This window comes from Streptomyces sp. TLI_146 (assembly GCF_002846415.1).
Classification (GTDB): domain Bacteria; phylum Actinomycetota; class Actinomycetes; order Streptomycetales; family Streptomycetaceae; genus Streptomyces.
On the sequence record NZ_PJMX01000001.1, the window covers coordinates 8,215,408 to 8,238,087 of the forward strand.

A 22,680-nucleotide genomic window follows, 5' to 3' on the forward strand; every position below is an offset into this window, starting at 1 on the left:
GCGGCGGCGGTCAGCGGTCGAGCATTCGACGTGTCCGTCATGCCCGGGTCGGAGACCTGTCCGGCTCTACGCGGTGAGGGCGGCCATGAGTTCGTCGCGTCCGCCGGCTCCGGTCTTGCGGAAGATCGCCCTGAGGTGGTCGTTGACCGTGTGCACGGACAGGTCGAGGAGCCGGGCGATCTGTTTGGGCGCCGTGCCGTCCTGCAGGTGCCGCACGACCTGCTGCTCCCGGGTGGTGATCCCGTACCAGTCGCAGAACGCCGGGACGAGCAGCTCGCCGGTCGCACGCTGGATGATGATCGCCACGTCGCCGTCGTCGCCGAGCGGCTGGGCCTCGATCGCGGTCCACTCGCCGTGCACGATCGAGGGGGTGCACACCCTCGCGTACCGCCGGCGCGGATCGCGGGCGTGTTCGCGCGCCTCGAACGACAGGGAGGCGTAGCAGTATTCGATGAGCCAGTCCGGTGCCCCCTGCTGCTGCGCCATCATCGCCTGCCGCTGCCGGGCCTGGGGTGTCATCGCGGCGACCTTGCCCTCGGCGTCGACGACGAGCATGCCGGGCGGCAGCCCGAGCCCGGGGGGCGCGATGGGCCCGGTGGTCACGTAGCCGCGTACCGCGGCGATCAGCGGCGGCCCGACGTCGGCGATGCGGTGCCTGTCGTCGATGTCGAACGGCCGGCCGTCATCGGCCCGCAGCAGTCCGAGCAGTCCCCACACGCCGCGGCCGTCCCGCAGGACCAGGCAGAGCTCCTCGCCGACCCCGTACCGGGCGAGCAGCCGGTCGTACGCGCTCGCGCGGAAGCGGCGGTCCGCGACGAGTACCGGCACACTCTGCCGTGCCAGGCGGGCCAGTTGGGGGTAGTTGGCGCCCCGGGCGGCGATGGTCATCAGCTCATGGCCGAGATCCGGTCCGTACCCGTGCCAGAACCCCAGCGCGGTGGCGCCCACTCCCAGCGACGGGTTCATCACCACCAGCCGCAGCGCGTCATGCGCGACCACGGGCGCGATCACCCCGGACAGGGCGGCCCCCGTGTCCTCGACCCCGGCGCCCGGCACCAGCACCTCGCGCAGGTCCCGGTACAGCCGTTCTCCCCCTGGCATCACGTCCCCAGTGTGGGCCCCCGCCCGCCGGGCGGACCAGCCCATCGATCCGGACATTTGGGAATGGCCGACTCCGGCCTGGGAGGCGGGGCGCAGCATCCTAAGCGCGCGGCACCTTCTTGGGGGCCAGATTGGAAGGACTGGTGGGGCGGATGAGGTGTGAGGTTTCACACGCGGCAGACAATTGCCTCGCCGTATCACCTTCCAGCAGAGTCAGGGATCAGTCAGGCCCCGCCTACGACACCCTCGTACCCGGGTACCCCGGTACCCGCACCATTCCATCACTGCTGGAAGGAAAGCGTGTGAGCCGGAGCTCGGTCCGGGGTTTCGCGGTGGCGTCGGCCACCGCGGTCACCACCGTTGGCGCCGTAGTCGGCATTGCCGCAGGCGGTCCCGCGGCCGCCTCGAACGACAACGTCGAGGCGACCGCAGCGGATTCGACCCTCTTCGCGGACATTCCCGCCGGCCAGCAGGCCCAGGTGCAGACCGCGTCCCTGACACTGCAGGCCGACGCGCAGTCCGCGCAGGCGAGCGCCGCGGCGAAGAAGTCCGCCGAGGAAGCCGCCCGCAGGCAGGCGGCCCGCGACGCCAAGTCGAAGAAGGGTGCCGCCGAGAAGGCCGCGAAGGACCGCGACCTGGAGAAGCAGAGCGCGAGCCGCTCGACGGGCCGAAGCCCTCTCCAGACCCAGAGCTCCTACTCGGTCGCCGAGGTCCAGGCGATCGCCCGTCAGATCGTCCCGGCGTCCCAGTTCCAGTGCTTCAGCCACATCGTGGACAACGAGTCGAGCTGGAACTACCGGGCCACCAACGGCAGTGCCTACGGCCTCGTCCAGGCGCTGCCGGGCACGAAGATGAGCTCCGTGGCCCCGGACTGGCAGACCAACCCGGCCACGCAGATCAAGTGGGGCCTGAACTACATGAACCAGCGCTATGGCAGCCCCTGCGGCGCCTGGTCGTTCTGGCTGTCCCACAACTCGTACTGACGCCACTCGTACGGACGTGCTTTCGCCGCGTTCGGATCACCCGCGAGCCGCCCCGTCCCCTCACTGATCGGTGTGTTCCGGCTGCGCCGGTGGACGGCAAACGCACTGAAGGCGGCGTTTGTTAGGCTCCATTCGTCTCCCGCGGGGGAAGTCCGGTGAGAACCCGGCGCTGACCCGCAACGGTGTGCACGGCTGACCGACGGTCGCCGTGCGAGCCCGATCGCCCGTGGGGGGCCTGCGACCCGTTGACTGCTCGCCGTGGACTGCGAGAGGGGACCGCGCGGTCGGCACGGCCGTACGGGCTGTCTCCTGCTTGACGTCCAGCCGGTGGGCCCAGGTGAAGGACGGTCCCCACCGTGCGCCGAAGTACGGCACCCAGCCGGATACCCGTGCTGCCGCTCAGCCTCGGCCTGGGACTGCTGCTTGTGCTGTCGCTCGGCTGTGGTGTCGGACTCGGGGCCGCCGAGGTCGGCTGGGCGGACGTGCCCCGTTTCCTGTGGGCCGGACTCACCGGCGGAACCGTGTCGGCGGGTGACGCGGCCGCGTACACCATCGTCTGGGAGATCCGGTTACCGCGGGTCCTGCTCGGCGCGGTCGTCGGGGCGGGGCTCGCGGCCGTCGGTGTGGCCGTACAGGCGATGGTCCGCAACGCGCTGGCGGATCCGTTCGTCCTGGGCATCTCCTCCGGCGCCGCGGTGGGCGCCAACGCCGTCATCCTGCTGGGGGCGTTCGCGGGACTCGGGGTGTGGGCGCTGTCGGTCTCGGCGTTCGCCTCGGCGCTCGCGGCCATGGTGCTGGTGTACGCCGTGGCCCGCTCGCCCCGTGGGCTGACTCCGCTGCGGCTGATCCTGACGGGTACGGCGCTGGCGTACGGATTCGAGGCGCTCACCACGGTCATGGTGTTCGGCGCGGCCCGGGGCGAGGCCGCCCGGTCGGCGATGATGTGGCTGCTGGGCAGTCTGGGCGGAGCGACCTGGGCGCAGGTGCCGATCGCCGCGGTGACCGTGGCGGCCGGGTGGGTGTGGCTGCGGTGGCGGGCGGAGTCGCTCAACGCGCTCGCCATGGGGGACGAGACCTCGGCCGCGCTCGGTGTCCCGCCGTCGCGGCTGCGCCGGGAGTTGTTCCTCGTCACCGCGGCGGTCACCGGGACCGTCGTCGCGGTCAGCGGAGCCATCGGGTTCGTCGGGCTGATGGTGCCGCACGTCGTACGCATGGTGGTGGGCGCGGACCACCGGCGGGTGCTGGCCGTGGCTCCTTTCGCGGGAGCGGTGCTGCTGGTGTGGGCGGATGTGCTGTCCCGGCTGCTGCTCGCCCCGGCCGAGCTGCCCGTGGGCGTCATCACGGCGGTGGTGGGTGTTCCCGCGTTCGTCCTGCTGATGCGGCGCGGCGGCTATGCCTTCGGAGGTGGCTGACCGTGCGGATCGACATCGACGGTGTGACGGTCGAGGCCGCTCGTACCCGGCTGGTCGACGACGTCCGACTCACCGTGGACAGCGGGGCGTTCGTGGGACTCGTCGGCCCGAACGGCAGTGGAAAGTCGACGTTGCTGCGCAGTGTGTACCGGGCGCTGCGGCCCACCGGGGGAGTGGTCCGGCTGGACGGCGACGATCTGCACGCCATGGATCCCCGGGCCGCCGCCCGGGCGCTGGCCGCGCTCCCGCAGGAGTCGTCCGCCGACTTCGACTTCACCGTGGCCGAGGCGGTCGCCATGGGACGGCTGCCGCACCGGGGGCGTACGGCGGCCTCTGACCGCGAGATCTGCGCGCGGGCCATGGAACGCACCGGTGTCGCCCACCTGGCCGACCGAGGTCTGCTCAGCCTGTCCGGCGGAGAGAAGCAGCGCGTCCTCATCGCTCGCGCCCTCGCCCAGCAGCCGCAGGTGCTCGTGCTCGACGAGCCGACCAACCACCTGGACATCGCCCACCAGTTGGACGTCCTCTCCCTCGTCCGCGACAGCGGGGTGACGGTGTTGGCCGCGCTGCACGACCTCAACCTCGCCGCGGCCCACTGCGACCTCCTGTATGTCATCGACGGCGGCCGGATCGTCGCCTCCGGCCCTCCGCACGACGTCCTCCAACCGGAGTTGCTCGCCCGGACGTTCGGTGTGCGCGCGCATCCCGTACGGCATCCCGGCACGGGCGCCGTCCAGCTCCTGTTCGACCTGCTCCCGCCCACCGCGTGAGACCACCGCGCGTAAGACCCGCGCACGACCACCACGTAAAACCACCTAAGGACGCCCATGCGCAAGTTGCTCGCCGTCGCCCTCTGCCTCGTCGTGACCACCGGTTGCGGTGCGAAGGTCGAGCGGCCCGAGGACGCGAAGTCCGCGGCGGTCACCCTCACCAACTGCGGCCGCGAGGTGACGTACGAGAAGGTCCCCGAGCGGGTGGTCACCAACGATGTCGGCATCACCGAAATCATGCTGGCCCTGGGGCTGGAGGACCGTATGGCCGGGTTCGCCATGCCCGACGACAAGGGAGACCTGGGCGACGTGCCGTGGAAGGACGGCTACGACAAGGTCCGTTGGCTCTCGAAGGACCAGCTCACCAAGGAGAACGTCCTCGACGCCCGCGCCGACCTCGTCTTCGCGGGCTGGAACTACGGTTTCCGCGAGGAAGGCGGCTTCACCCCCGATGCCTTGGCCAAGCTCGGCATCCCCTCGTACATCCTCACGGAGTCCTGCCGCAACAGCCGTACGAAGACGTCGCGCGGCATCATGCCGCCCCTGGACGCCCTCTATGCCGACCTGACCAACCTGGGCAGGCTGTTCGGCGTCGAGAAGCGGGCCGCCGCGCTGATCACCGACTTCAAGAAGCGCATCGCGGACGTACGCGCGAAGGCTCCCAAGGGCGCCGACCGGCCGACCGTCTTCCTCTACGACAGTGGCCGCGACCAGCCCTTCACCTCCGGCCGCTACGCCGCCCCGGAACAGATCATCACCGAGTCCGGCGGCGTCAACGTCATGCACGACGTGGCGGACTCGTGGACCACGGTCGGCTGGGAGAGCGTCGTCGAGCGCAACCCCGACGTGATCGTCGTCTGCGACTACGGGGAGGTGAGCGCGGAGGAGAAGAAGAAGTTCCTCCTGTCCCACCCTCCGCTGCGGGACGTCTCCGCGGTCAAGAACCGGCGCATCTTCACGCTCGACTACGTCGACCTGGTCGAGAGCCCCCGCAACCCGTCGGCGATCGCCCGCTTCGGCGCGTATCTGCGGACGGTGGCGGGAAAACGGTGAGAGGCACCCACGATCGCGATTGCCGTGATCACCAGCCGACCGGGCGCACTCCGACTCGTCCGCGTTGATGGCGGGGGTGCCCTGGTCCGCCTCCGGGACCGGTGTCACCATGCGTCCATGGCGTGGGAGATGGCCGAAGGGCCAGGGGGGAGCGCGGCGAACGCGGCGCCGGCCGCCGGAGCGGCCGCCTTCGTCGGGGCCGTGGCGGACGACCGGTTGAGCCAGTCGCTCGGCTGGGGGGTGTGGGGCGTCCTGACCACGGTGGGTTTGGGGCTGTGGGCCGCGCGCCTGGAGCGGGGCCGCCCAGCCGACCCCGTCGGTCGGTAGGCCGCCGCACCACGCGTCGCCGTACCACCGCCAACCGTGCGCGAACGCGTCAGGGTGCCTCGGCGAGGGCCGCGTCGATCATCCGGCGGGCGGTCACGGTCAGTTCGGCCAGGTCCGGGGCCGGGCGGGAGCTGGCGAGGGCTCCGGCCAGCCTGTCGTAGAGCAGTCCGTCCGTCCATGCCGCGAGGAGTTCGGCGGCCTCCTGGGGCCGGTCCGTGCCGAGCGAGGCCAGGAGTTCGGCGGCCCGGGCACGCGCGCCCTGTCCTGCCCGGTGGAGCTCCGGCGCCAGCTCGGGGTTGCGGGCCGCCTCCAGGCTGAGTTCGAAGCGGGCGAGTTGGCGCTCGCGGCCCACCGTCAGCCAGCGGTACAGCAGCCCTGCCAGGACCGCCGCGACCGCCTCCCGGTCCGGAGGCGCCGCGGCGAGGGCGCCGCCACTCTCGATGTCACCCAGGTCAAGTTCCGCCAGCCGCTGGTAGCAGGCGCCGATCAGCGCCGCCCTCGTACGGAAGTAGTACGAGGTGCTGCCCGTCGGCAGCCCCGCCGCGCTGTCGACGGCGCGGTGGGTCAGGCCGCGCAGCCCGGCGGCGGCCACGAGGCCGATCGCCGTGTCCGCGATCACCGTGCGGCGGTCCGGTGTGGATGAAGGAGTGCGAGGGGTGGACATGGCCTCACTCTACAGCTGTAGAGTGAGGCCATGTCCACTACAGATGTAGAGGGCTACTCGGGGCGGGAAGGACGTGGTGCGGGATGTCAGGGAATCAGCGTCGTGCGGTCGTGGTCGGCGCGGGGATCGGCGGGCTCACGGCGGCCGTGGCCCTGCACCGCCGCGGCTGGCAGGTCACCGTCTGCGAGCGGGCGCCCGAGCCGACCGCCGTGGGCGCCGGAATCGTCCTCGCCCCCAACGCCCTGCGCGCCTTCGACACCATCGACTTCGATGTCACCAGGGCCGCGGGCAGCGCCGCACCCGCCGCGCTCGGCCTGCGCCGTCCCGACGGCGGGTGGCTGCAGCGCGCCGACACCGCCGCCCTGACGGCCCGTTACGGGACTCCTCCGCTCGCCGTGCACCGCGCGGCCCTGACCGAGGCCCTGGCCGCCGATCTCCCCGAGGGCACGATCCGCTACGGCGCCGCTGTCACCGCCGTGGACGGCGTCGACGCCATGGCCGACCGGCCGGTGGTCCGTACCCCGTCGGGCGACTTCACCGCCGACCTCGTGGTCGCCGCCGACGGGATCCACAGTCCGCTGCGCCGACGCCACCACCCGGCCCACCCCGGCCTCCACTACAGCGGCGAGACCGCCTGGCGCACCGTGCTGCCCGCCGACGGGCCGGCCCCGGCGGCGGCCGCCGAGACCTGGGGCCGCGGTGAGCGCTTCGGCGTCGTCCCGCTCGCCGACGGCCGGGTCTACCTCTACGCGACCGCCGTCGCCCCCGAGGGATACCGCCCCGCCGACCCCCGCGCCGAACTCCTGCGCCGGTACGGCACCTGGCACGACCCGATCCCGGCGCTGCTGGAACGCGTCGATCCGGCGGCCCTGCTCCAGCACGACCTCCACGACCTGGCCGCCCCGCTTCCCCGTTACCACCAGGGCCGCCTCGCCTGGCTCGGCGACGCCGCCCACGCCATGACCCCCAACCTCGGCCAGGGCGGCTGCCAGGCCATCGAGGACGCCGTCGTCCTCGCCCACCTCCTCGACGGCGCCGACGTGACCGACACACCCGCCGCCCTGGCCGCCTACAGCGCGGCCCGGTGCGCCCGCACCGACGCCCTGCGGATCCGGTCCCGCCGCGCGGGCCGGATCGCCGCCCTCACCCACCCCTTCGCGGTGGCGGCCCGCGACTTCGCCGTCCGCGCCACCCCGGCCCGTACCACCCGACGGGCGATGGACGACCTCTTCGGCGGCATGAACGGCGTGCCTGCGAGCGTCGTCCGGCGATAGATGTGGGCCGCTCGGCCGTAACCGTGTGAAGGGGCCTCCGCCCGAAGGCGGAGGCCCCTCTTTTCTTGGGTTCCTGAAGGGTCTTCAGGAGGCTTCAGGCTCTCTTCAGCCCTGTGCTGTCAGCATCCTCGTCACCAGCTCACGGTCGGCCGGGCCGTCCCGTCCCCCACGCGGTGCCGCGTCCCGGCGATCACCTACCCCCGAGGAAGCCGACATGCGCGTACGACGTGGGACCGGGAACCGACCTCTCGCGGCTCTGGGGGCCGTTCTCCTCAGCGCCTCGCTGGCCCTTGCCGGGTGCGGCGCGGGCGGGTCCGACGATGCGAAGTCGGCGGGCAAGGCGGACAAGAATGCCGCGGCCGCGCCGCAGGGCGGGGCCGCGAAGGATACGGCTTCGCGCCCGGGCGACGACGGGGCGCGCAAGCCGTCCGCGAAGCAGGCGATCCCCCCGGCTTCGCGCGTCATCCGCACCGCCGAGCTCACGCTCGACGTGCCCGATGTGGGCAAGGCGCTCGCTGCGGGCCGCGCGGCCGCCGTGGAGGCGGGCGGGTACGTCGGCGACGAGACCACCGAGCGGGACGAGCGGGGACATGTGGTCTCGCATGTCGTGCTGCGCGTCCCGGAGGCCACATACGACAGCGTCCTCGCGCGCCTGTCGGGCACCGGCGAGTTGCTCGGCCGCAAGGCCAAGGCCCAGGACGTCACCGATCAGGTGGTGGACGTGGAGAGCCGGATCACCACCCAGCGCTCCAGCGTCGCGCGCGTACGCGAACTGATGGACCGGGCAGGTCAGTTGAGTGAGGTCGTCACGCTGGAGGGGGAACTGAGCCGCCGTCAGGCCGACTTGGACGCGCTGCTGGCGCAGCAGGCATCCCTGAAGGACCGCACCAGCCTCGCCACGATCACCCTGGGCCTTACGGCGTCGGGGCCCGTGAAGGAATCCGACGGCGGCGGACCGGGCGTCCTGGACGCCGTCACGGGCGGCTGGCACGTCTTCGTCACCGCCCTGCGGTGGCTGGTGATGGCCCTGGGCGCGGTGGCGCCGTTCGCAGGTGTCCTCGCGGTGGGGTACGCGGTGTGGCGCTGGGGGGTGCGGCCCCGGATGCCCCGGCGCTCCGCGCCCGCACTGGCTGCCGACGCCTCCTCCGAGAAGAGGAGCGGGACCGGCTGAGTCCGGGGGCGGTGGCCGGTCCCGAGCCGACGTGACACGGCGTCCCCACTCCGCGGACAACCATGGCAGCACGAGCAACCTCATCCCGTAGGTTCGACACACCGCGGTACACCCGGTACCGCGTACCGGATGCGACGAACGGGGAGCGGTCATGGGTTGGGGAGTGCTGGACCGGTTGGTGGGGGAGCCCGAGAGGTTTTTCGAGCGGTGTCGGCACGGCAGGCCGGAGGTGTTCCACCCCGGTGTGCTGCCTCAAGAGGTGCCGGGGCTCGACGACTTGGGGGACGCGCTGCGCGGTGGGCTGATGCGGACGCCGTACGTGGAGATGGTGCGCGAGGGCGCGGTCGTCGAGGCACATGAGTTCTGCGCCGAGCGCGTGGTCGCCGGACAGGCGGCGGAGGGGTTCGCCGACCCGGAGCGCGTCATGGGGCTCCTCGGCGAGGGGGCGACCTTGCTGCTGCCCCAACTCGACCAGTGGCACGCCTCGGTGGGGGAGCTGACCGCCCGGCTGGCGCACGATGTGGGGCGGCGGGTGGAGGCCTTCTGCTTCGCGACCATGGCGGGTCGGCGTGGGCTCGATGTGCACCGGGACGACGCCGACGTGCTGGTGGTGCAGGTCGCGGGCCGCAAGGAGTGGACGGTGTACGGCGCCCCGGCCGACGGCCACTGGCGCCCGGGTCCGGTCCCGGAGCCGGGTGAACCGGTGCTGCGGACCGTGATCGGCGCGGGTGATGTGCTGTACGTCCCGCGCGGCGCCCCGCACACCGCCACCGGCGACGAAGGGCTCTCGGTCCACCTCGCGCTGACCATACGCGAGGCGGGCACGGCGCGGATCCGCCGGACGCTGGCCGAGCTGCTGACCGAGGATCCCGGCGGCCGGGCCGCACGTCCACTGACGGAGGATCAGCTTTTGGACTCCGTGCGGGATGTACTTGAGGCGGCGCGCAAGGCGCTCGACGAGGTGACACCCGAGGAGCTGTTGGCCCGGGCCCGCGGTCCCCTGCCGGATGTTCCCGGTGCCGCGGCGCGGGCCGACTGGCCCACCGCGTAACCGCCGGAAAAACACCGCGGCTGCGGTGGGCCGGGGCCACCGCAGCCGCTTGGAGTGCGCGATCCGTCAGGCTCAGATGCAGAACGGGCGGCAGGAGTCGCTGGCGCCGGTGCTCTGCTCGGCCTCGTCCGCGGCCATCACCTCGCGCACGTCGAGGTCGAACAGGTCCTGGGTCGTCTCGTTGTTCATGAGAATTCCTCTCGTCATGGTCGCGTGGTTCGCGACGGAACGAAACGGACGGTAGGCAGGGGCGGATCGGTCCCGTCAACACCTCACCGGCGACAGCGCGCGAAAGGGCAACCGGGGTTGCCTCTTCGGGCAACTCCCGGCCCGGAATGGCTGCTACCAGCGGAATCTCCGTTACACAGGGGCGAGGTATGGCAGTCGTACGACGACGGGGAGAAGCATGGGCGGACAGCACGGCACTCAGCGGGGCAGCCAGTTCACCGCCGTCGATCCGGTGCTTCTGAGGGCTCCCGCCCGGCCCCTGCCCGAGCACCCCGACAGCCCGGCGGGCCCCACCGAGGCCGATCTCGCGCGGTATGTCGCCGAGGCCGCGCTCGACCCCCTGCTGCGCGAGGCGGTCGAGCTGTCCAGCCCCTCGCTGGCCCGCGTCCTGGCCGCCGACCGGCCCTTGGCGGGTGACGCGCTGCGCCGGGCCGCGACCGCTGTGGGCCGCTACCGGTTGCGTATGACCACCCGGCCCACCCCGTTCGGACTGCTCGCCGGGGTCGGCCTCGCCCGCTTCGGCGAGGCCGCCTCGGTCCGCTGGGGCGGCCGCCACCGCGCCGTCGTGCGCCCGGACCTCGGCTGGCTGGCCAAGGTGGTGAAGCGCCTTCACCAGGACCCGGCGGTCCTGCCCGGCCTCCTTCTCGTCGCCGACCAGCAGTGTGTGGTACGCGGCTCCCGGCTCGTACTGCCCTATGTGCCCGGGGACGGTGACGAGACGTTGGATGAGGTGAGTGTCCGTCACACCCCGGTCGTCGCCGAGGTGTTGCGCCACGCCGCCTCGCCGGTCGGGTTTGCGAAGGTGGTGGCAGGGGTGTGCGAGGCCTTCCCGGAAGCACCCTCGGACGCCGTGGTGAACCTGGTACGCACCCTGGTCGCCCGCGGCTTTCTGCACACCGACCTGTTTCCCGCCCCGGACAGCACGGACCCCCTCGGCCATGTGCGGGACCGGCTGCCCGAAGGCCTGCCGCTGCGCGGCGAACTGGAGGGCATACGCTCCGAACTGCTGCGGTGCGAGGACCTCGAAGCGGGCGGCGACGGCGCCCGTCTGAAGGCCCTGCAAATCGCCCGGGAGCACATGACGGCGCTGTGCCCCAGCGACCATGTGCTGCACGTCGACCTCGTACTGGACGCGGCCGTGGTGCTGCCGGAGGCGCTGCGCGAGGAGTTCGAGCGCGCGGCCACCGCCCTGTGGCGGCTCTCCCCGCCCCGCACCGCCCCCGCCCATCTGCGCGCCTACCACCGGGCCTTCGTCGAGCGGTACGGCAGGGAGCGCGCCGTGCCCGTGACCGAACTCCTCGATCCCGCCGACGGGTTGGGGCCGCCGGACGGCTACGAGCACCCGGCCGTTCCCCGGCCCCACGCTGACGCGGAACCGCACGACGGTGACCCCGAGAACGTGGAGCGCCGACGGCTCCTGGCCGAACTCGCCGCCGGGGCACTCGCCGACCTCTCCCCGGGCGCACCGCTCCCCGAGGTGGTCCTCGACGAGACGCTCTTCGCCCGCCTCTCAAGCCCCGACCCGGACGGCACCGCAGCCAACCGCCTGCCGGACACCTTCGAGCTGTACGCGGAGCTGGTCGGGGCGTCCACCGGGCGACTGGACTGCGGAGAGTTCAGGATCGCGCTCTCCCCGGTCGCCGGCAGCGACCTGGCCGGGGCCACCTTCGGCCGCTTCGCCGCACAGCTGGGCGGGCCGGAGCTCATGGCGCGCGTCAGCGGCGCCCAAGCCCCGACCGGCGGGGACGGCGAGCCGACGCCGGTGCACCTGGAGTTCACCCCCGTCCGGCCGCGCCACGCCAACATCGCCCGCAGCCCGCGCTGGCTCGGCCACCGCGTCGTCGTCAGCGCGTTCCCGGACGCGGCGGGGCCCGAGGTGCTGCCGCTGGACGACCTGGTGGTCCACGCCGACGCGGAGCGGCTGAGCATCCGCTCCCGCATCCTGGGCCGCCCGGTGCGGGTGATCGCCCACCATGTGCTCAACCAGCGCACCGGCGCCCCCAACGTGGCCCGCTTCCTGCACGAGGTGAGCCGGCTGAGCGGCCACCGACCCTGGCAGCCCTGGGACTGGGGCGCGGCCGCCACCAACCCCGCGCTTCCCCGCGTACGGTACGGGCGCACGATCCTGGCCCCGGCCACCTGGCGGCTCACCCTGCCCACCGCCACCTACGAGGAGTGGTGCGCCGCCCTGCCCCGGTGGCGGCGGCGCTGGGGCGTACCGGCCTCCGTGCGCCTGGTAACCGGCGACCAGCGGATCACGCTCGACCTCGACCTCCCCTGGCACCAGCGGCTGCTGTACGCCCATGCGCGCACCGCCGGGACCACGCTGCTCCAGGAGGACCCGGCGGCGGCCGGTTCCGGCTGGCTGCGGAGCCCCGAGGGAGCCCACACGGCCGAGCTCGTCGTCGCGCTCCATGCGAAGGAGCAGCCCGCGCCCCGGCCTCAGAGGCCGCCCATGGCCGCCCGCCGTACACCCGGGACGGTCTCGCTGCCCGGGGGTGAGTGGCTGTACGCCCGCGTGGACACCCCGCAAGCCCGGCAGGACACCGTCATCGAGGAGTGGCTGCCCCAGCTCGCCGACGCGCTCCCGGACGGCATCGACCGCTGGTTCTTCGTCCGCTACCGCGACCCCGAGCCGCACTTGAGGATCCGCTTCCACGGAGAGTCGCCCGCGTGGGCGGCCCACCTGCTCACCGTCGTACGCGACTGGGCCGCCGGGCTTCGCGCCGCGCACCTCGCCTCGGGGCTGCGCCTGGAGACGTACGACCCGGAGTACGAACGCTACGGCGGCCCCGAGGCGATGGCCGCCGCCGAACGTGTCTTCCACGCCGACAGCCTGGTTGCCCTCTCCGCCGGAGCGGCCCGCGGCCGGCCGGGCCCCGACCGCGACCTGTTCTCGGCGGTCAACACCGCCGACATCGCCCGGCACTTCCTGGCAGGCGCGGGCGGTCCGCCCGCCCACGTCTGGCTGCCCGCCGCCTACCCCAAGTCCGAACGCGACCACCGGGCCTTCCGTGACGACCGTGCCGCCGTGCTGCGGGCGATCGGCCCCGACGGGCCCGCTCCCGTCTCCTCCTCGTCCGAGCTGGCCCTCGCCTGGCAGCGGCGCGCCGCTCGACTCGCCGACCACGGCGCGCTGTTGGCCGAGCTGAGGGAGCGTGACCCGAGCCGGATGTCGCCCGAACCGGTGGCGGGCAGCCTCATCCACATGAGCCACAACCGGCTGATCGGCATCGATCCCGAAGCCGAGCGCCGGGCCCTCGCCCTCGCCCGGGGCGCCTTCGAGGCGCATCGTGCCCGCCGACGCGCCCAGGAGCAGCGATGACGCCCGCGCTTTCGTCCCCCGGCCTGTCGGCCGACGCGGCCCGGGAGGCAGTCGACGAGGTGGCCGCGCGGCTGCGGACCCCCGAGGCGGTCGCCGCCTGCGGCGCCCGGGCCGACTCGCTCGCCGCCGGGCACCCGGGCGTCTCACTGCTCTTCACCACGCTGGCCGCCGACCGGGGCGGAGACGCCCGGACCGTCGCCCACGGCCACCTCGCCGCCGCGACACGGGCCGACGGCGGGCTGCACGCCGCCGGTCTCTACACGGGGATGGCGGCCGTCGCCTTCGCCGCCCGCCTCGCGGCGACCGGCCCCGACGCCTACCGCTCGCTCCTCACCACCCTCACACCCCGCATCGCCGACGCCGCCGTGCAGCGGGCACGGCACCTGCGCACGGCACGATCCGCCGGTACGGGCGTGGCGTCGCACCAGTACGACGTGGTGTCCGGGGTGGCGGGGCTCGCCCGGCTGCTGCTCGCCCTCGACCCGCGCGGCCCCGCGCTGCGCCACTGCCTCCAAGCCCTGACCGACCTCACCGAACCGGCCGCCACAGGGCAGGGCACCCTGCCGGGCTGGTGGTCGGCGGGCGGACCGGGCCGCGACACCCCGCCCTCCGACTACCCGCGCGGCCACCTCAACCTGGGTCTGGCGCACGGCATTCCGGGCCCGCTGGCCGTCCTCGCCCTCGCCCTTGAGCAGGGCGTCCGGGTGCCCGGCCAGGAGGAGGCCATCACACGGCTCGCCGGATGGCTGGTGCAGCGGCGGAGCGAGGACGCGTACGGACCGTACTGGGCGATGGTGGTGCGTCCGGAGGACGAGCTCGCGGGCGTCCTTCCGCCGTCCCCGCCTACCCGGGCCGCCTGGTGCTACGGCAGCCCCGGCGTGGCCAGAGCGCTCTTCCTCGCCGGTCGTGCGTTGGGCGAACCCGCGTGGCGGGGGACGGCCGCCCGCTCCCTGCACGCGGCACTCGCCCGGCCGGCCGCCACGCGCGCGCTGGAGGGGGCCGGGCTGTGCCACGGCACCGGCGGGCTGCTCCACATCGCCGCGCTCGTCGCGTACGAGGCGGCGGACGAGGAGCTAACCGCCCGCCTGCCCGCGCTCGCGGCCGAGGTCCGCGCGGGACTCGACGCCCTGGAAGGGCCCGGCTTCCTGGAGGGCGCGGCGGGCGCGGCCCTCGCCCTGCACACCTACGCCCAGCGGCCGGACGCCGCTCAACTGTCCTGGGACGCGGCGCTGCTGACGTCCTGATGTGATGTCCTTCGCCTAGTCGACGAGGGGATCCCCGCTGCTGCGGGGTGCCTCATGAGTCGTTTACCCGCTATTGAGTCGGTCGGGTCAGCCTGTACGCCAGCACATACGGGGCTAGTACACGTACAGGAAAGGGCGAGGTGGCTCACGTGATCACGAAGCGTGTCAGAGTGACCGTCCGCGCATCCGACCCGCTGAGCCGGGCCGGGGTGATCAGTCATCTGCGACACCAGCCGTCGATCGAGGTGGTGGACGACACCCGCGGGCGGGCCGATGTGACCACTCGGCCCGACGACCGGGGCGTCACCGTGATGCTCGCCGACCGGCTCGACGGGCCGGTCCCGGCGGATCTGCGGCGCATCGTGCGCGGCGGGGAACAGCGGGTGGTGCTGGTGACCCGCGAGCTGCGCGAGTCGGATCTGCTGACGGTGGTGGAGTGCGGGGTGCGCGCCATACTCTGGCGCCACCAGGTCACCGGGCAGCGGCTCCTGGGGGCCGTGCACAGTGCGGCGCGTGACGAGGGAGAGTTGCCGCCCGACCTGGTCAGCAGGCTGCTGACACAGATGGGACGGCTGCACCGCTCGGCGTCGGGCCCCACGACGGGCTCCAGGGGTGCGGCACCCCCGCTCGGCATGGCGGCGCGCGAGGTGGACGTGCTGCGCCTGGTCGCCGACGGTCTGGACACCCGGCAGATATCCGAGAAGCTCGCGTACTCGGAGCGGACCGTCAAGAACATCCTGCACGCGCTGACGACCCGGCTCCAGCTCAGCAACCGTGCGCATGCCGTCGCGTACGCGCTGCGCGAGGGCTACATCTAGGCGAGCGGATGGGAAAGGTCATCAACCCCCTTGTGGTCCAGACCTATTGACAGGTCTGGACCATTCCGCTTGAGTGCCTGGTGCCCCACTCATCCCCCCACAAGGAGTGGCACATGCCCCTGCGCCGGATCACCGCGACGCTGGCCTCGGCGGCCTCCGTCATCGGCCTCGCCGCCCTCGTCCCGCTCGCCTCACCCGCGCACGCGGCGAGTTGCGCCGCCCCCTACGCGGCCTCCGCCGTCTACACCGGAGGCATGACGGCTTCCTACGGCGGCCACAACTGGTCCGCCAAGTGGTGGACCCAGGGAGAGGCGCCCGGCACCGGCGGCTCGGGTGTCTGGGCCGACCAGGGCGACTGCGGCGGCTCCACCACCCCGCCGACCAACCCCGCTGGATTCGTGGTCTCCGAAGCCCAGTTCAACCAGATGTTCCCGAACCGGAACCCCTTCTACACCTACGCCGGCCTGACCGCCGCCCTCAGCGCCTACCCCGGCTTCGCCAACACCGGCAGCGACACGGTCAAGAAGCAGGAGGCCGCCGCCTTCCTCGCCAACGTCAGCCACGAGACCGGGGGACTGGTCTACATCGTCGAGCAGAACACCGCCAACTACCCGCACTACTGCGACACCACGCAGCCTTACGGATGCCCGGCCGGACAGGCCGCGTACTACGGGCGCGGCCCGATCCAGCTCAGCTGGAACTTCAACTACAAGGCGGCCGGTGACGCGCTCGGAATCGATCTCCTGCACAACCCCGACCTGGTGCAGGCCGACGCCGCAGTGGCCTGGAAGACCGGCCTCTGGTACTGGAACACCCAGAACGGCCCCGGCACCATGACCGCGCACAACGCCATGGTCAACGGCGCGGGCTTCGGCCAGACGATCCGCAGCATCAACGGCTCCCTGGAGTGCGACGGCAGGAACCCGGCCCAGGTGCAGAGCCGGATCAACGCCTACCAGAGCTTCACCTCGGTCCTGGGTGTCCCGGCCGGCTCCAACCTGTCCTGCTGACAGCGCTCGACAAGGGGCCAGTGACCTGTTCGCGCGACCGCGTTGTTGGTTAGGGTGGCCGGCAGAGCGGGACACAGGAAGGCGCTGACGCATGGCTGCCCACCGGTCGGACGAAGGGGCGCACCCTCACCCCGCCTCACCGAGCCAGGATCCGGAACACCACTTACCGATCACGGAAAGCCACCCCCGACCGGCCGGACACGATTCACGTGTGACCGGCCGGTCGGCGCCCGCGGTACTGCCTCCAGCGCTGCGCGCGTGGCTCGGGCTGACCGCGGTGCTCGCCGCGCTGGTGGTCGTCGTGCTCGGGGTCCTGTACGCCGGGCACAGTGAGTCCGGCAGGGTGGACAGGTGGGTCGTCGAGCCGACGGCGGACAGTGTGGGGCCGCCGTGGCGGCGCGTCGCTCTGGCCCTGGACTTCCTGGGAGAGCCCGCCGGGTCGGTGATGCTGGTCGTGGCCACCGTGGCGGTCTGTCTGCTGCTTCGGCGCTCTCGCGCGGCGGTGCTCGTCGTCGCCGCGGTCGTCATGAGCGTCGGGACGGCGACACTCCTCAAGCACCTGGTGGGACGCACGATCCACGGCGCGGACAACCTGTCCTACCCGAGCGGGCACACTGCCTTCTTCACCGCGCTCGCCCTTGTGGTGGCGCTGCTCGCGACCAGTTGGCTCGGCCTGGGCAGGACGGCCGGCACCTCACTCGTGCTCGCCGCGGCGCTGGTCGCGGGCGCCGCGATGGGCTGGGCGGAGGTCGCCCTGAGCGCGCATTACCCGACCGACGCCCTGGGCGGCTGGTGCACCGCGCTGGCGGTGGTACCGGCGATGGCATGGCTCGTCGACCGCGTCGCCGACCGGCGGGGCGACGCCGGTCGGCCGCAGCGTCGCTGACGTCACGTCACGCCAACCGTCGGAACACGGGCTTCACCGGCCGCCCGCCCAGCCAGGGAGTGGGGTCGGCGGCATCCAGCGCCTTCCGGTACACCGCGCATGCCTGGGCCACCACATGGACGGTGCGGTCGATGTCGGCGTCGGTGAGCGCGCTGCTCACCACGAACGACGGGGCCAGCACCCCGCCCGCGAGCAACCGACGCAGGAACAGGGTGCGGTACGGCTGCGACGGCTGCCCCTTCTCGTCGAGGGTGGCGAAGACCAGGTTGCTGGCCCGGCCCCGGACGACGATGTGGTCGCCGACGCCCATGCTGGCCGCGGCCTCGCGGACACCGGCGGCCAACCGCTCGCCGAGGGCATGCAGCCGCGAAGTGATGCCCTCCTCGACGTAGGTGGCCTGCACGGCCATCGCGGCGGCCAGCGAGTGCGTTTCCGCACCGTGCGTGGTGGACAGCAGGAACACCCGCTCGCCGGAGTGCCGCAGCCCGCCCAGCTCCATCAGATCGCGTCGCCCGGCCAGCGCGGACACGGCGAATCCGTTGCCCAGCGCCTTGCCGAAGGTGGAGAGGTCGGGGACGACGCCGTACAGGCCCTGGGCGCCCGCCTCGGACCAGCGGAAGCCCGTGATCATCTCATCGAAGATCAGTACGCAGCCGTGCCGGTCGGCCAGCTCGCGCAGGCCCGCGAGGTAGCCGGGCGGAGGCTCGGAGTGGGTGGCGGGTTCGAGTATCAGACAGGCGACCTCGTCCTGGTACCGGGCGAGCAGCTCCTCCGTGGCGGCCAGGTCCCCGTAAGGGAACCCCACGGTCAAGTCGGTGGTCGTCGGCGGGATGCCCGCGGACATCGGCGTCGTACCGATGAACCAGTCGTCGACGGAGAAGAACGGGTGGTCGCCGCAGATGGCCACCCGCGGGCGCCCGGTGGCGGCGCGGGCGAGGCGCACCGCGGCGGTCGTGGCGTCGGAGCCGTTCTTCGCGAACTTCACCATCTCCGCGGTCGGCACGGTGGCCAGGAAGCGTTCCGCGGCGTCGGCCTCCACGATGGAGGGCCGGACGAAGTTGCTGCCGCGGTCGAGTTCGCGCCGTACCGCCTCGATCACGCGCGGGTGGGCGTGGCCGAGGCTGACCGACCGCAGGCCGGAGCCGTACTCGATATAGCGGTTGCCGTCGACGTCCCACACATGGGCACCGCGGCCGTGGCTGATGACCGGAGCCAGGTCCTCGGGGTACTGGTCGTCGCCCTTGGCGTAGGTGTGCGCGCCACCGGGGATCATCGCGTGCAGCCGCTCGTTCGCGAGCCGCGACCGGGGCAGGAGGAACTCTTCGGTGTCCACGGTGACGTCAGCTCTCTCTCTGCTTCAGGACCTCGGCGAGGCTCGGTGCCTCCCGGTCCCGCTGGGACATCGACGTGACCGGCAGCGGCCAGGGAACGGCGAGCTCCGGGTCGTCGAAGGCGATCGTCACGTCCTCGGCCGGATCGTGCGGGCGGTCGATCCGGTACGAGGTGTCGGCGATGTCGGTCAGCGCCTGGAAGCCGTGCGCGCACCCGGCCGGGATGTACAGGGTCTTCTGCGTCTCGCCGGACAGCTCGAAGGAGGCCCGGTTGAGGTAGGTCGGCGAGTCGGGCCGCAGGTCCACCACGACGTCGAAGATCCTCCCGTACGAGCAGCGCACCAGCTTGGCCTCGCCCGCGCCGGAGCGCAGGTGCAGGCCGCGCAGCACGCCCCGGACCGAGCGGGACACGCTGTCCTGAATGAAGGCGTCCGGGTCGAGGCCCACCGAGCGGACCACGTCGGCGTCGAAGGTGCGGCAGAAGAAGCCGCGCTCGTCGGCGTACGGCGTCGGCTCGAACAGGTACGCGCCGGAGATCTCCGGGACTTCGGTCGCTTTCATGGAGCCTCCCGCAGGGCATGGGCGTGGTCGGCCGCAGGGAACAGGGCCGTGGTCAAGTCGGTGAACTGGTCCCGGAGTTGCCGGGCGGCTTCCTGGTTCCGCTCGGCGAGGGTCCGCCGCAGCTCCGCCGATCGCTTGTCCAGCGCCCGGAACTGATCGAGGAGACGGCCGGCGTCGACCTCGCGGGCCGGGTGGCAGTACGCGCCGAGCCCCATCCGGTCCATGAGCGCGTCGCTCTTCGCCGCGTAGCTGACGGCGAGCGTCGGTGTGCCGGCCTTCAGCGCGCAGATCAGGTTGTGGTAGCGGGTCGCCACCACCGTGTCGGCGGCCGCCGTCTCCTTCATCAGGTCGGCCAGCGAGGCCGCCTCGGCAGCGGTCACCAGCGGCGAGTCCACCGCGTCGAGGATCGAGGCCACCACCGGCGCGTCGCACGCGTCGCCGGTGAGCAGCCGGACCGGCCTGCCCTCCTCGACCAGCGCGCGGACGAAGCGCGTTGTCCCGTCGAGGTAGCTCCGGTGGATCTCCTCGGCCCGGTCGCGGTCGTCGTTGCCGCCGTGGAAGGCCATCACGCCGACGCAGACCAGGCCCGGGGTCGGGCTCGCGGGCGGCGTCGGCAGGGCGAAGGCGAGGTCCGGGTAGACCTTGTCGCGCGCGGTGTCCACGCCCATCGCCCGCATCGCGTCGCGGGACGGGGCGTCCCGGTACGACCGGTAGCCGGCCAGCCGCGCCGACCGGCGCACCAGGGCCCGGGTCCACCGATCGCCGATCGGCGCGGCGCCCACACTGACCAGCGCGACCCGGGTGCCGAACAGCCGGCCGGAGGCGCAGAGCAGGAACAGCGAGTACGGGAAGCCCCACGGCCGCAGCGGCAGTGTTGCCTCCAGGACGCCCATGCCCGGCACGATCACCACGTCGTGCCGGCGCACCCAGGCGGCGGTGCGGAAGACGTCGACGAGTTTGCCCAGCCCCTTCCCCGCGATCGCGCCCGCACGCGACGCGGTCCGGTACTCGCCCCGGTACCAGTGCAGCCGCGTCGCGGGGATGCGGTACCGGGTCGCGACGACCTCGGGTCCGCCGCACAGCGCGTCCACGACCGCCTCGGGGTGCTCGGTGCGGAGGTAGCCGAGCACGGCCTCCAACGACCCGTCGTTGCCGAGGTTGCCGGAGCCGAGCAGGCCGAACACCCCGACGCGCACCGGGGTCTCGTCCCCGGACCTCATGTCTGCCTCCCCTCGCGTCCGGCGACGAGGGCGTCGACGGAGACCGTGAGCTTGGCCGGATCGACCGGGGCGCGGTCCTCGACCCGCTCGCCCGCGCCAGGCCGGGCGCGGCTGGCCATCCACGCGGCCAGGTGGCGGTGGCAGGCGCGCCGGTCGGCCGAGGACAGGGGCGCCCGCCCGATCGCCGAGACGAAGCCCCAGACGTACTCGGCGAGCAGCCGGGGCGTCGGGTGCAGCGGGCCCGCCCGGCGCGGGTCCAGGTTGACGCACCGGGAGCGCTTGGAGGGGTTCGCCCGCTCGGCGCGGGTGGGGTGGTCGCGGCGGAAGTACAGCAGCTCCGGCACCTGGTGGAAGGGCCCGTGCAGACCGATCTCGGTGACGAACGTGCGGTCCGCGTGGTGGTAGCTGTCGTGCGGTTTCACCCGGCGCAGCACATCGGCCCGCATCACCCCGTAGAAGTCGTCGCCGCCGGGCTCGAACAGCATGCTGCGGAAGCGCTCCGGCGCGTGCGGCGAGTCGGTGGCGAGCGTGTACTCGTACGGGACGGTCACCCGGCCTTCGCCGTCGATGACCGCCTGGTCGGCGTGTGCGAGGATCACCTCCGGCCGCTCGTCCAGCGCCTCGACGCAGCGCCGCAGCAGGTCCCGGGCGTACAGGTCGTCGTGCGAGGCCCACTTGAACAGCTCGCCCCGGCACTCGGTGAACACGTAGTTGTGGTTCGGCGCGGCGCCGATGTTCCTGGGCAGCCGGATGTACCGGATGCGCGAGTCCTGGGCCGCGTATGTGCGGCAGATGTCCTGGGTCCCGTCGGTGGAGGCGTTGTCGGAGATGACCAGCTCGAAGTCCTCGTATGTCTGTCCGAGCAGGGCGTCGAGCGACTCGGCCAGGTACTCCTCGCCGTTGTACACGGGCAGGCCGATGCTCAGCCGGGGTTGGGCGGTCATGAGGTCCTCACTTCGCGGATCGGGTCTTGGTGGTGCGCGCGCAGGGCGGAGCGGAGCTCCAGCCACCACACGGTCGAGCTGCCGACGGTCGCGGCGGCGACGCCCCAGGCCGAGCCGACCGTGCCGCCCGCGGCCGCTCCGCCGAGCCCGCCGCTGACGTAGCAGGCGGAGGCGAACAGCTGGCAGCGCAGGCTGCGCCGGGCCGCTCCCAACGCCCGCAGCCCGGCCGCCGCGCCGGTGCCGAGGCCCGCGCCCGCGACGGAGAGGGTGACCGGGACGATGAGCTGCGAGGCGGAGTGCCAGACGCCGCCGAGGACCAGTTCGCCGAGCCGGTCCGGCACCAGCAGCAGCGCCCCGCCCCAGAGCAGCGCGCCGACGGCCTGGCCGCCGCCCAGCAGGAGGCAGAACGTGCCGAGGCGGTGCGGGGCCCGCCGCAGCACGCGTGCGGCCTCGGTGACGGTGACCAGCGACAGCCCCATCAGGACGGCGAGGAACGGGCCGAGCAGCAGTTCGGCGCCGCGTACCGTACCCACCGCGCTGACACCGACGATCGCGCCGAGCCCGTACGCCCGCAGCTGGCTCGCGCCGCTGAGGCTGACGTTCTCGACCAGGTACCGGTACCCGAGGTCGCGCTGCTCGCGCAGCCACCCGCGTGCTCCGCCCAGGTGGGGCCGGATGCCGGACTGGAGGCAGCCGTACCCCGCCGCCACCGCGGCGGACGCGCCCCAGGCCAGCACGAAGGCGGCCACGCTGCCCACGTGGGCCGCCACCACCAGGGCCGGAACGAGCGCGACGCCCCATACGAGGTCGTTGACGAACGCCTTCTGCCCGTTGCCGGCGGCGAAGAACGCGAACCGCCAGGCGTCCTGCAGCAGCAGCCCCGGCAGTACGACGCCGAGGACGGCGAACGCGGCCCCCACGCTGCCGCCGAGGGCCAGGCCGACGAGCAGGCACGCCGCGCCGATGCCGGTGCCGACGCCGAGCGCGGTACCCGAGGACCGGGCCACCGCCGAGCGCCAGGCCGCCTCCGGCACGCCGCTGAAGCGCACCACGAGCGGGTCGGTGGCCAGCCCGCGGGAGACGTTGAGCACCACGCCGTAGGTCACCCAGGCCAGGCTGAACGCGCCGAACGCGGCCGGCCCGAGCGAGCGGGCCACGTAGATCCCCACCGCGAAGTTGCTCATGCTGGAGGCCGCCTGGTCGGCCAGTCCCCAGGACAGCCGGCCGACCATGGCCCGCTTGGCGGTCTTCGGCGCGGGTCCGGCCGCGGCCGCCACGGTCGCCTTCTCCCCTTCGGTGGTCACGGC

General features: G+C 73.0%; 20 protein-coding genes and 1 riboswitch. Of the genes, 13 read left to right on the forward strand and 7 right to left on the reverse strand.

What is annotated here, in order from left to right:
• Positions 1-66: 66 nt before the first annotated feature.
• On the reverse strand, positions 67-1,101 hold the full coding sequence (locus BX283_RS41885; protein WP_101392804.1) for a helix-turn-helix transcriptional regulator: 1,035 nt from the start codon (positions 1,099-1,101) through the stop codon (positions 67-69).
• A 302-nt stretch (positions 1,102-1,403) separates the two neighbouring features.
• On the opposite strand from BX283_RS41885, the gene BX283_RS36540 reads away from it, so the two are divergent.
• The 5 genes from BX283_RS36540 to BX283_RS36560 all read left to right on the forward strand — a co-directional run bounded on the left by BX283_RS36540 (position 1,404) and on the right by BX283_RS36560 (position 5,646).
• Positions 1,404-2,084 (forward strand): transglycosylase SLT domain-containing protein, encoded by a 681-nt coding sequence (locus BX283_RS36540; protein WP_101391673.1) that lies wholly within the window; start codon positions 1,404-1,406, stop codon positions 2,082-2,084.
• Between the two features lie 111 nt (positions 2,085-2,195).
• Positions 2,196-2,331: riboswitch (cobalamin riboswitch) on the forward strand.
• Between the two features lie 109 nt (positions 2,332-2,440).
• The gene (locus BX283_RS36545) at positions 2,441-3,496 is read left to right on the forward strand and encodes an iron ABC transporter permease (protein ID WP_101391674.1); all 1,056 of its coding nucleotides are present in this window, start codon (positions 2,441-2,443) and stop codon (positions 3,494-3,496) included.
• Positions 3,497-3,498: 2 nt separating this feature from the next.
• Entirely contained in the window at positions 3,499-4,266 is a 768-nt protein-coding gene (locus BX283_RS36550; RefSeq protein ID WP_101391675.1) for an ABC transporter ATP-binding protein, read from the forward strand.
• Positions 4,267-4,323: 57 nt separating this feature from the next.
• Positions 4,324-5,319: an ABC transporter substrate-binding protein gene (locus BX283_RS36555; RefSeq protein WP_101391676.1), complete on the forward strand. Its 996-nt coding sequence runs from the start codon at positions 4,324-4,326 to the stop codon at positions 5,317-5,319.
• A 117-nt stretch (positions 5,320-5,436) separates the two neighbouring features.
• Positions 5,437-5,646 (forward strand): hypothetical protein, encoded by a 210-nt coding sequence (locus tag BX283_RS36560; protein WP_143676562.1) that lies wholly within the window; start codon positions 5,437-5,439, stop codon positions 5,644-5,646.
• 49 nt (positions 5,647-5,695) lie between these two features.
• Here the strand turns inward: BX283_RS36560 and BX283_RS36565 are convergent, their stop codons facing one another.
• Complete coding sequence (locus BX283_RS36565) at positions 5,696-6,310, reverse strand: TetR/AcrR family transcriptional regulator (RefSeq protein ID WP_101391678.1); 615 nt, start codon at positions 6,308-6,310, stop codon at positions 5,696-5,698.
• 83 nt (positions 6,311-6,393) lie between these two features.
• Here BX283_RS36565 and BX283_RS36570 point away from each other — a divergent pair, with 83 nt between their 5' ends.
• The 8 genes from BX283_RS36570 to BX283_RS36605 all read left to right on the forward strand — a co-directional run bounded on the left by BX283_RS36570 (position 6,394) and on the right by BX283_RS36605 (position 17,317).
• On the forward strand, positions 6,394-7,584 hold the full coding sequence (locus tag BX283_RS36570; RefSeq protein ID WP_101391679.1) for an FAD-dependent oxidoreductase: 1,191 nt from the start codon (positions 6,394-6,396) through the stop codon (positions 7,582-7,584).
• Positions 7,585-7,798: 214 nt separating this feature from the next.
• A complete protein-coding gene (locus BX283_RS36575) occupies positions 7,799-8,755 on the forward strand; it encodes a DUF4349 domain-containing protein (RefSeq protein ID WP_101391680.1) in 957 nt (318 codons plus the stop codon).
• A 151-nt stretch (positions 8,756-8,906) separates the two neighbouring features.
• Positions 8,907-9,806: a JmjC domain-containing protein gene (locus tag BX283_RS36580; protein WP_101391681.1), complete on the forward strand. Its 900-nt coding sequence runs from the start codon at positions 8,907-8,909 to the stop codon at positions 9,804-9,806.
• Positions 9,807-10,212: 406 nt separating this feature from the next.
• Positions 10,213-13,359, forward strand: coding sequence for a lantibiotic dehydratase (locus BX283_RS36585; protein WP_101391682.1), 3,147 nt, complete (start codon positions 10,213-10,215; stop codon positions 13,357-13,359).
• Positions 13,356-14,603 carry a lanthionine synthetase C family protein gene (locus tag BX283_RS36590; RefSeq protein ID WP_101391683.1) on the forward strand — a complete coding sequence of 416 codons (1,248 nt, stop codon included), beginning with the start codon at positions 13,356-13,358 and terminating at the stop codon, positions 14,601-14,603. Before BX283_RS36585 ends, BX283_RS36590 begins: the two co-directional genes overlap by 4 nt.
• A gap of 149 nt (positions 14,604-14,752) precedes the next feature.
• Positions 14,753-15,421, forward strand: coding sequence for a response regulator transcription factor (locus BX283_RS36595; protein ID WP_101392805.1), 669 nt, complete (start codon positions 14,753-14,755; stop codon positions 15,419-15,421).
• Between the two features lie 113 nt (positions 15,422-15,534).
• A complete protein-coding gene (locus BX283_RS36600) occupies positions 15,535-16,431 on the forward strand; it encodes a glycoside hydrolase family 19 protein (RefSeq protein ID WP_101391684.1) in 897 nt (298 codons plus the stop codon).
• A gap of 211 nt (positions 16,432-16,642) precedes the next feature.
• Positions 16,643-17,317 carry a phosphatase PAP2 family protein gene (locus BX283_RS36605; RefSeq protein ID WP_101391685.1) on the forward strand — a complete coding sequence of 225 codons (675 nt, stop codon included), beginning with the start codon at positions 16,643-16,645 and terminating at the stop codon, positions 17,315-17,317.
• Between the two features lie 7 nt (positions 17,318-17,324).
• Here BX283_RS36605 and BX283_RS36610 read toward each other — a convergent pair whose 3' ends face one another.
• Genes BX283_RS36610 through BX283_RS36630 form a run of 5 tightly spaced genes read right to left on the reverse strand, consistent with a single transcriptional unit; the run spans position 17,325 to position 22,677 of the window.
• On the reverse strand, positions 17,325-18,650 hold the full coding sequence (locus BX283_RS36610) for a glutamate-1-semialdehyde 2,1-aminomutase (protein ID WP_101391686.1): 1,326 nt from the start codon (positions 18,648-18,650) through the stop codon (positions 17,325-17,327).
• 7 nt (positions 18,651-18,657) lie between these two features.
• Complete coding sequence (gene rfbC, locus BX283_RS36615; RefSeq protein WP_101391687.1) at positions 18,658-19,209, reverse strand: dTDP-4-dehydrorhamnose 3,5-epimerase; 552 nt, start codon at positions 19,207-19,209, stop codon at positions 18,658-18,660.
• Positions 19,206-20,429 (reverse strand): polysaccharide pyruvyl transferase family protein, encoded by a 1,224-nt coding sequence (locus BX283_RS36620; protein ID WP_101391688.1) that lies wholly within the window; start codon positions 20,427-20,429, stop codon positions 19,206-19,208. Before BX283_RS36620 ends, rfbC begins: the two co-directional genes overlap by 4 nt.
• Positions 20,426-21,373 carry a glycosyltransferase family 2 protein gene (locus BX283_RS36625; protein ID WP_101391689.1) on the reverse strand — a complete coding sequence of 316 codons (948 nt, stop codon included), beginning with the start codon at positions 21,371-21,373 and terminating at the stop codon, positions 20,426-20,428. The genes BX283_RS36620 and BX283_RS36625 overlap by 4 nt, the downstream gene beginning before the upstream one ends.
• Positions 21,370-22,677, reverse strand: a complete 1,308-nt coding sequence (locus tag BX283_RS36630) for a hypothetical protein (RefSeq protein WP_101391690.1) — start codon at positions 22,675-22,677, stop codon at positions 21,370-21,372. Before BX283_RS36630 ends, BX283_RS36625 begins: the two co-directional genes overlap by 4 nt.
• Between the last annotated feature and the right edge of the window lie 3 nt (positions 22,678-22,680).

What these genes read in the sequence shown, in the direction of transcription:
- BX283_RS36620 (WP_101391688.1), bottom strand. Translation starts at nt 20,429, where the DNA reads ATGAGGTCCGGGGACGAGACCCCGGTGCGCGTCGGGGTGTTCGGCCTG.
- BX283_RS36555 (WP_101391676.1), top strand. Translation starts at nt 4,324, where the DNA reads ATGCGCAAGTTGCTCGCCGTCGCCCTCTGCCTCGTCGTGACCACCGGT.
- BX283_RS41885 (WP_101392804.1), bottom strand. Translation starts at nt 1,101, where the DNA reads ATGCCAGGGGGAGAACGGCTGTACCGGGACCTGCGCGAGGTGCTGGTG.
- BX283_RS36565 (WP_101391678.1), bottom strand. Translation starts at nt 6,310, where the DNA reads ATGTCCACCCCTCGCACTCCTTCATCCACACCGGACCGCCGCACGGTG.
- BX283_RS36575 (WP_101391680.1), top strand. Translation starts at nt 7,799, where the DNA reads ATGCGCGTACGACGTGGGACCGGGAACCGACCTCTCGCGGCTCTGGGG.
- BX283_RS36590 (WP_101391683.1), top strand. Translation starts at nt 13,356, where the DNA reads ATGACGCCCGCGCTTTCGTCCCCCGGCCTGTCGGCCGACGCGGCCCGG.
- BX283_RS36585 (WP_101391682.1), top strand. Translation starts at nt 10,213, where the DNA reads ATGGGCGGACAGCACGGCACTCAGCGGGGCAGCCAGTTCACCGCCGTC.
- rfbC (WP_101391687.1), bottom strand. Translation starts at nt 19,209, where the DNA reads ATGAAAGCGACCGAAGTCCCGGAGATCTCCGGCGCGTACCTGTTCGAG.
- BX283_RS36570 (WP_101391679.1), top strand. Translation starts at nt 6,394, where the DNA reads ATGTCAGGGAATCAGCGTCGTGCGGTCGTGGTCGGCGCGGGGATCGGC.
- BX283_RS36580 (WP_101391681.1), top strand. Translation starts at nt 8,907, where the DNA reads ATGGGTTGGGGAGTGCTGGACCGGTTGGTGGGGGAGCCCGAGAGGTTT.
- BX283_RS36625 (WP_101391689.1), bottom strand. Translation starts at nt 21,373, where the DNA reads ATGACCGCCCAACCCCGGCTGAGCATCGGCCTGCCCGTGTACAACGGC.
- BX283_RS36560 (WP_143676562.1), top strand. Translation starts at nt 5,437, where the DNA reads ATGGCGTGGGAGATGGCCGAAGGGCCAGGGGGGAGCGCGGCGAACGCG.
- BX283_RS36600 (WP_101391684.1), top strand. Translation starts at nt 15,535, where the DNA reads ATGCCCCTGCGCCGGATCACCGCGACGCTGGCCTCGGCGGCCTCCGTC.